The organism is Microbacterium sp. UBA3394 (genome assembly GCF_002358725.1).
Lineage (GTDB): Bacteria > Actinomycetota > Actinomycetes > Actinomycetales > Microbacteriaceae > Microbacterium > Microbacterium luteum.
Window position 1 is genome coordinate 24997 of the sequence record NZ_DEPK01000194.1, and the last position, 7493, is coordinate 32489.

Genomic DNA, 7493 nt, shown 5'->3' on the forward strand with positions numbered 1-7493 from the left:
TAGATCGGGTCGTTGTCGACCAGCAGCACGGCGGCGATGAGCGGCTCGTCGGCTTCGTTGTCCTCGAGCACGGAGAAGTTCGCGGCACGGGCGCCGTTGGAGTGACCTGTCACGCCGATCTCCTCAGCGTCGACGTATGGCAGGTCATGCATGAGCTTGACGGCGTCGTACATGCCGGTGCCGGCGACGGCCTCCTCGCCGGGGACGAGCCAGTCGCTGTCGCCGTGGCCGTACATGTCGATCGACATGACCACGAATCCTCGCCGCGCAAGCTCGACGTAGTTCAGGTCCTGCATTTCACGGTTGTTGAACCAGCCATGGCTGGCGACGACACCCGGGGCGGGGTTGTCGGCGGTGGCACTCTCAGGGATGTAGAGCAGTGCGCTCATCGCCTTCCCGGTGGGCGTCTCCCAGCGCAGATCCTTGATCTCGACGCTTCCGGCGTCGGTCTGGACGAGCGAAGCCCCGACGCCGGACACGGCGACGAGGATCAGGGAGAGCACCAGCCAGAAGGCATTCCGGCGGTACAGCTGCGGTTTCACGTGGACACTCCTTCGTGAGTCGGGTGGAGTCGAAGGATCGATCACGTCACCGTGAGATCCTGCGACTCCGGAACCCTAGCCAGCGGGTGAACACCGTCGCAACCGCCGTGCACATATGTGCATTCTCACGCCGGAATGTTCGCGTCGGCCGACGCCTGCCATCCGTGGAGGGCGGCCAACTGATCCATCGTGCGCGCGATCTCGGAGCCGACGCGGGCCTCATCCCACCCCAGGACCGGCGCGACGGCCTCGGCGACCTCGGCAAAGATCTCGCGGGACAGCCGCCCGGTGAAAGCGAGGTCCGAGCGCCGCTGAAGCAGGTCGGCGAGGCGCTCGACATCCTCGGTGACCGCGAGGAAGCGCAGTTCTCCCGTCGAGAAGTCCGGGAGGGTCTCGAGCGCGCGATCGTCATCATCTTCGACGATCGCGTCGATCACGTCGCGCGCGATCGTGCCGTAGCGAGCAAGCAGGACGGCCGCGCGCTCGCGTCCGACACCGTCGGCGTGGCGTTCCACCCACGCCTGGCGCGACCGCTCGTCAGCCGGGTATCCCTTGCCGCCGCCGATCGCGAGGCCTCGCGTGGTCACCGAGCGCTCGCGACCGAGCTCTTTCAACGTGTCGTCGGAGAGGTGCTCCGCCGACGCGCGGAAGGTCGTCCACTTGCCGCCGACCAACGTGATCAGACGCGGCCCATCCGCGACCAGCTCGCCATGCTCGACGCGGTAGTCGCGAGAGACGAAGCCGGGCGGCAGGTCCTCGTGGCTGGGCAGCGGCCGCACGCCGCTGAAGCGGTAGACGATCTGAGACCGGTCGACGGCGATGTCGGGCAGCACCTGCGCGATGAGGTCGATGAAGTAGTCGACCTCGTCTTCCGTGCACACCGCCGGCTCCGTGATGTCGTGCTCGAGGTCGCTCGTGCCCACCAGCACGCGGCCCTTGAGGGGGTGGATGAGCACGATGCGTCCGTCGCTGTTCTCGAAGAACAGCTCGCGCCCGCCGGTCGCGTCCAGCAGCTCGGGGTGATCGAGGACGATGTGCGACCCCTTCGTCCCGGCCATGTAGCGGGTCTCTCGACCCAGTGCGTCGTTGACGAGGTCGGCCCAGGGACCCGCCGCGTTGATGACGATCTGGGCGGAGAAGGGGATCCGCCGCCCGGTCGGCCCGTCTTCGAGCACCACCTGGTCGCCGTCGATGGCAACAGCGGCCGTGTAGTTGACCGCGCGGGCGCGGTCGCCCCCGGCGGCGCGTGCGTCGCGAACGAGGTCCTGCCCGAGGCGCTCCGGGTCCCGGATCGCGGCGTCCCAGTACGTCGCGGTGTACTTCACGCCGGGACCGAGATCCGGCAGCACGCGAAGCGAACGCTTGCGCCCGTGGAACTCGTGCCGGGGAACGCGTCCGCCGTTGCGGGAGAAGGCGTCGTAGATCGTCAGTCCGACCTTGATCAGCAGCGCACCGCGCTCCTTCGGCTTTCCCGACCGATGCGTGAGCATGCGCAGCGGGGCATTGAACAGCCCCGAGAAGGCCGAGTGAATCGGGATGGTCGTCTGCAGCGGCTTGACGTAGTGCGGCGCCGTGCCGATGAGGTCGTTGCGCTCGCGGACGGCCTCGTGGACGAGGCGGAATTCCCCGTTCTCGAGGTAGCGCACCCCGCCGTGGATCATGTGGGACGACCCGGCCGAGGCGCCGCTGATGAAGTCGTTCTTCTCGACGAGGGCGACATCCACCCCCTGCAGCGCGAGGTCGCGGAAGGTGGCGACACCGTTGATGCCGCCGCCGATGATCAGAACCTCGGCGTGAGGCCGGGCAGCGAGGTCGGTGCGGAGGGAGGGCGCGTTTCGATCCGTCATGGTCGTCCTTTCGATCCGGTATCCATCATCACACCGCTGCGCGATATTTCAGCGGGTCTGCACACATGTGCAACCATGTCGTCATGGACGATATCGACGACGGGCGCGAAGGCGCATTCCGTGTAGACCGCGCGCACACCGCGGCGCACCTGTACTACGTGCAGAACCGCACCATGGATGCGATCGCCCGGGAATTGCGCACCTCGCGCTCGACGGTCTCTCGGCTGCTCTCCTACGCGCGCGCCCAGGGCATCGTCGACATCAGGATCCGCTCGCCGCACGAGGCCCCTCATACGCTGGAGTCGCGCATCGCGACGCGCCTCGGCGTCACCGCGCACGTGGTGCCGATGCCCGGCGACCTGCCCGAAGCGGAACGTCTGGCGCGCGTCGCCCTCGGCGCCGCCCACGTGATCCACGACTTCGTGCACTCGGAGCTCACCGTCGGCGTCGCATGGGGGTCGACGCTGGCCGCGGTCAGCACGCACCTCATTCCGAAACCCGTGCACGACACCACCTTCGTGCAGCTGAACGGCTCGGGGAACACGCATACGACCGGTCTGCTCTACGCCAGCGAGATCCTCAGCCGCTTCGGCGAGGCGTACCGCGGGAGCGTCCAGCAGTTCCCGGTCCCGGCGTTCTTCGACGACCCGGAGACCAAGCGCCTGCTGTGGCGCGAGCGCAGCACTCGGCGCATCCTCGAGACGCAGGACAAGATGGGCCTCGTGCTCTTCAGCGTGGGGTCCGCGTCGGCGCGGGTACGCAGCCACGTATACTCCGGCGGATTCCTCGACCCGTCCGATCTCGGCGCCCTCGCCCGGGACGGGGTGGTCGGCGACGTCGCCACGGTCTTCTTCCGGGCCGACGGGTCCAGCGACGGCATCGCGCTGAACGAACGTGCGACGGGCCCCGACTTCGCGGCGCTGCGGCAGGTTCCGCGGCGCTGCTGCATTGTGGCGGGCGAGTCGAAACTCGCGAGCCTGCGCGGTGCGATCGCGGCGGGCCTGGTGACCGACCTCGTGATCGACGAGGGAACGGCCCGCGCCCTGGTCGAGGACGACTGACGGCCGGGGTGTTACCTCGCGCATCGGGAATGAATGCCCGCGCGTGCGGTTGACCTAGAATGAGTGTCGACGTGCTCCGGGGTCGGTGAGAATCCGAACCGGCGGTGAAAGTCCGCGACCCCGCCTCGAGATCCGAACGGACGACGATGCGGGTTGATCCGGTGGAATTCCGGAACCGACGGTGATGCGACGGGGAAACCCGACGCGAGTCCGGATGGGAGGTGGCACGAGCGACGCTGACGCGTCGCCGCTTCCCGTCTTCCGTGTGCGCGATGATCTGCAGCAGCAGAGGTCAGACGGACGAGGAGATGACGGATGCCGGCCACCGCGGCGGAGCAGGGCGCGATGCGACGCGCCTTCGACCTCGCGCTGCGCGGTCCGCGAGGCGCGAACCCCCAGGTCGGCGCGGTCATCCTCTCCCCCGACGGCGAGATCCTCGCCGAGGGGTGGCATCGAGGCGCCGGAACCGCGCACGCCGAGGTCGACGCCCTGTCGCACCTGTCCGACGGCGCCGCGCGGGGCGCCACGGCCGTGGTCACCCTCGAGCCCTGCAATCACACCGGCCGCACCGGTCCCTGCAGCGAAGCGCTCATCGCGGCGGGCATCGCCCGCGTCGTGTTCGCCGTCGACGACCCGGGAGAGGCATCCTCCGGCGGAGCCGATCGGCTCCGCGCCGCCGGCATCGACGTCGAGCCGGCCGTGTTCGCCGCCGACGGCACCGACCTGCTCGGGTCATGGCTCGCCGTGCAGCGCCTCGGGCGTCCGCACGTGACGGTGAAGTGGGCGCAGTCACTCGATGGGCGAGCCGCCGCCGACGACGGCACGAGCCAGTGGATCACGGGCTCCGCGGCACGCGAAGACGTGCACCGCCGACGCGCGGCGGCCGACGTCATCGTCGCCGGCATCGGCACGGTGCTCGCCGACGACCCCGCCCTCACCGCCCGCACCCCCTCCGGCGCGCTGCACGAGTCCCAGCCGGTGCCGCTCGTGCTCGGGCGCCGCGACGTTCCCCACGACGCGGCCGTGCGCCGGCATCCCCGTCCGTTCCTCCAGCGCACGGGCGACGACCTGCCCGCAGTGCTGGCGGAGCTGCGCGGCCTCGGCTTCCATCGCGTGTTCGTCGAGGGCGGGCCCGCCCTCGCCTCGGCGTTCCTGCGCGCCGGCCTCGTCGACGACGTGATCGTCTACGTCGCCCCGGTGCTGCTCGGCGGTGCACGGCTCGCCCTGGGCGAGATCGGCGTGCCGACCATCGGGTCGGCCCTGCGGCTCGACACCGTCTCGATCGACCGACTCGGCGACGACGTGCGGATCATCGCCCACCCCTCCTCCGCCACGGCGGATCCGACGAAAGGCGCGTGAATGTTCACCGGAATCATCGAGGAACTCGGCGAGATCACCGACGTGGCGCTTTCCGGCGACGGCGTCCGCCTGACGGTGCGCGCGCCGATCGCGGTCTCCGACGCCTCCCACGGCGACTCCATCGCCGTCTCCGGCGTCTGCCTCACCGTCGTCGAGCAGGCCGCCGACGGGTTCACCGCCGACGTCATGAAGCAGACGCTCGACATGTCGACCCTCGCCGGGGCGGCGCCGGGTCGCCGAGTGAACATCGAGCGGGCCACCGCGACCGGCGGGCGCCTCGGCGGCCACATCGTGCAGGGACACATCGACGGCACCGGCGAGGTGCTCGAGGTGCGGCCCGGTGCGCAGTGGCTCGTGCTGCGGATCGGCCTGCCCGCTCACCTCGCGCCCCTCGTCGTCGACAAGGGCTCCATCGCCGTCGACGGGGTCTCCCTCACCGTCAGCTCCGCGAGTGCCGCCGACGCCGACGCGCCGTGGTTCGAGGTCTCCCTCATCCCCGAGACCCTCACGGCCACCACCCTCGGCGAGCGCGCGGCCGGTGACCGCGTGAACCTCGAGACCGACATCCTCGCGCGCCACGTGCAGCGACTCCTCGCCTTCGCGCCGACCGCCGGCGCAGGTCCGGAAGGAGGCTCCCGATGAGCCTTTCCCCCATCTCCGACGCCCTCGACGCCCTGCGCGCGGGACGCCCGGTCATCGTCGCCGACGACGAGAACCGCGAGAACGAAGGCGACGTCATCCTGTCCGCGCAGCTGGCGACGCCGGAATGGATCGCGTGGACCGTCCGATGGTCCAGCGGCTTCATCTGCGCGCCGATGCCCGCCGATCGCGCCGACGCCCTCGACCTGCCGCCGATGGTGGAGACCAACCAGGACGCCCGCGGCACCGCGTACACCGTGAGCGTCGACGCGGCCGACGGCATCACCACGGGCATCAGCGCCGCCGATCGCGCGCACACCCTCAACGTGCTGGCGAACCCCGCGTCGACGCCGTCGAGCGTGATCCGCCCCGGACACATCCTGCCGCTGCGCGCCGTCGACGGCGGCGTGCGGGAGCGCGGCGGACACACCGAGGCCGCCGTCGAGCTCATGCGGCTCGCGGGGCTGGAACCGGTGGGAGCGATCGCCGAGATCGTCGCGGAGGACGGGTCGATGATGCGCCTTCCCGGTCTGATCGAGCTCGGTCGACGCGACGGCGTGCCGGTGATCACGATCGAGCAGCTCATCGCGCACCTCGGGGAGGTCGACCCCGACGGCACCCGGTCCGGCCACGCGCATCGCCGCCGCGTGAGCCTGCGCGCGGAGTCGCGCGTTCCCACCTCCCACGGCGAGTTCCGCTTCCTCGCCTACAAGGACCGCGTGACCGGCACCGACCACATCGCCGTCGTCTCCGGCGACCTCTCCTCCGACGCCCCGCTCGTGCGGGTGCACTCGGAGTGCCTCACCGGTGAGGCGTTCGGATCGCTGAAGTGCGAGTGCGGATCGCAGCTGGATGCCGCCCTCGACGCGATCGAGCAGGACGGCGGCGTCGTGGTCTACATGCGCGGTCACGAAGGACGCGGCATCGGCCTCATCAACAAGCTCCGCGCCTACGGCCTGCAGGAGCGCGGCTACGACACCGTCGACGCCAACCTCGAGCTCGGGCTGCCGGCCGATGCGCGCGACTACGCCGCGGCCGCGGGCATCCTCGCCGACCTCGGCGTCGAGCGCGTGCGCCTGCTCACCAACAACACGGACAAGGTCAGCCAGCTGCGCGAACTCGGACTCGACATCGTCGAGCAGGTTCCGCTGCTGGTCGGCGTCGGACCCAACAACCACCAGTACCTCGCCACCAAGCGCGACCGCATGGGACACATCATCGCCGAGGAGGACCTCGCCGACGCGGTCGCGCAGATGAAGGAAGGAGCCGGCGCATGAGCGGCACCGGAGCACCCCAGACCCCCGCCCCCGTCGACGCGACGGGGCTCTCCGTCGTCGTGATCGCCGGCACGTGGCACGACACCATCACCGACGGGCTCGTCGCCGGCGCTCGACGCGTGCTGGATGCCAGCGGCGCCGACCACCGCCTCGTGCGCGTGCCCGGCTCGTTCGAGCTCGCCCTGGCGGCGCAGGCCGCCTTCGCGGGCGGGGCCGACGCGGTCGTGGCACTGGGCGTGATCATCCGCGGCGGCACGCCGCACTTCGACTTCGTCGCCGCCGCCGCCACCGACGGACTCACCCGCGTGTCGCTCGACGCCGGCAGACCCGTCGGGTTCGGCGTGCTCACCCTCGACGACGAACAGCAGGGACTCGACCGGGCGGGCCTGGAGGGCTCGAAAGAGGACAAGGGTGCGGAAGCGGCGGACGCCGCGGTGCGCACCGCTCTGGTCACCCGCGCGCTGCGCGGCTGACGGGGCGACGGTGAGGTCGTCCTTGCTGGCGGCCTCGCATCCGGCGCCGTAGGTTGTGTCGCATGGAGTTCCTTCGCCACCTCGTCGTGCTCGTCCATCTCGTCGGGTTCGCCCTGCTCTTCGGCGCATGGGCGGTCGAGGCCATCGGTGGCCGTCGGAACGTGACACGGCTGATGAACTGGGGCCTCGCCGTCGCCGCCGTCGCGGGCCTCGCCCTCGCCGCTCCGTGGGGAGTGTCGTACGAGCTGAACTACATCAAGATCGGCGTGAAGCTCGTCATCCTCCTCGTCATCGG

At 70.5% G+C, this 7493-nt stretch carries 8 protein-coding genes and 1 riboswitch; of the genes, 6 read left to right on the forward strand and 2 right to left on the reverse strand.

Translation table 11 applies throughout. From position 1 onward, the window contains the following. Both B4E30_RS11735 and B4E30_RS11740 read right to left on the reverse strand, forming a co-directional pair. Window positions 1-542 (reverse strand): dienelactone hydrolase family protein (locus B4E30_RS11735; RefSeq protein ID WP_286795404.1); only part of this gene is annotated, 542 nt, incomplete at its 3' end. Window positions 543-667: 125 nt separating this feature from the next. Next, a complete protein-coding gene (locus B4E30_RS11740; RefSeq protein ID WP_286795405.1) occupies window positions 668-2389 on the reverse strand; it encodes a glycerol-3-phosphate dehydrogenase/oxidase in 1722 nt (573 codons plus the stop codon). An 83-nt stretch (window positions 2390-2472) separates the two neighbouring features. Between B4E30_RS11740 and B4E30_RS11745 the strand changes: the two genes are divergently transcribed. From B4E30_RS11745 to B4E30_RS11770, 6 genes are all read left to right on the forward strand, one after another. Then, a complete protein-coding gene (locus tag B4E30_RS11745) occupies window positions 2473-3450 on the forward strand; it encodes a sugar-binding transcriptional regulator (protein ID WP_228480791.1) in 978 nt (325 codons plus the stop codon). A 69-nt stretch (window positions 3451-3519) separates the two neighbouring features. Beyond that, window positions 3520-3680: riboswitch (FMN riboswitch) on the forward strand. An 85-nt stretch (window positions 3681-3765) separates the two neighbouring features. After that, on the forward strand, window positions 3766-4809 hold the full coding sequence (gene ribD, locus B4E30_RS11750; protein ID WP_286795406.1) for a bifunctional diaminohydroxyphosphoribosylaminopyrimidine deaminase/5-amino-6-(5-phosphoribosylamino)uracil reductase RibD: 1044 nt from the start codon (window positions 3766-3768) through the stop codon (window positions 4807-4809). Further along, the gene (locus B4E30_RS11755) at window positions 4810-5451 is read left to right on the forward strand and encodes a riboflavin synthase (RefSeq protein WP_286795407.1); all 642 of its coding nucleotides are present in this window, start codon (window positions 4810-4812) and stop codon (window positions 5449-5451) included. After that, window positions 5448-6725 (forward strand): GTP cyclohydrolase II, encoded by a 1278-nt coding sequence (gene ribA, locus B4E30_RS11760; protein ID WP_194383571.1) that lies wholly within the window; start codon window positions 5448-5450, stop codon window positions 6723-6725. Before B4E30_RS11755 ends, ribA begins: the two co-directional genes overlap by 4 nt. Then, a complete protein-coding gene (gene ribH, locus B4E30_RS11765; RefSeq protein ID WP_071044673.1) occupies window positions 6722-7198 on the forward strand; it encodes a 6,7-dimethyl-8-ribityllumazine synthase in 477 nt (158 codons plus the stop codon). The genes ribA and ribH overlap by 4 nt, the downstream gene beginning before the upstream one ends. A 62-nt stretch (window positions 7199-7260) precedes the next feature. Beyond that, window positions 7261-7493, forward strand: a 233-nt coding sequence (locus B4E30_RS11770) for a Fe-S protein (protein WP_286795408.1), incomplete at its 3' end; no start/stop codon positions are given.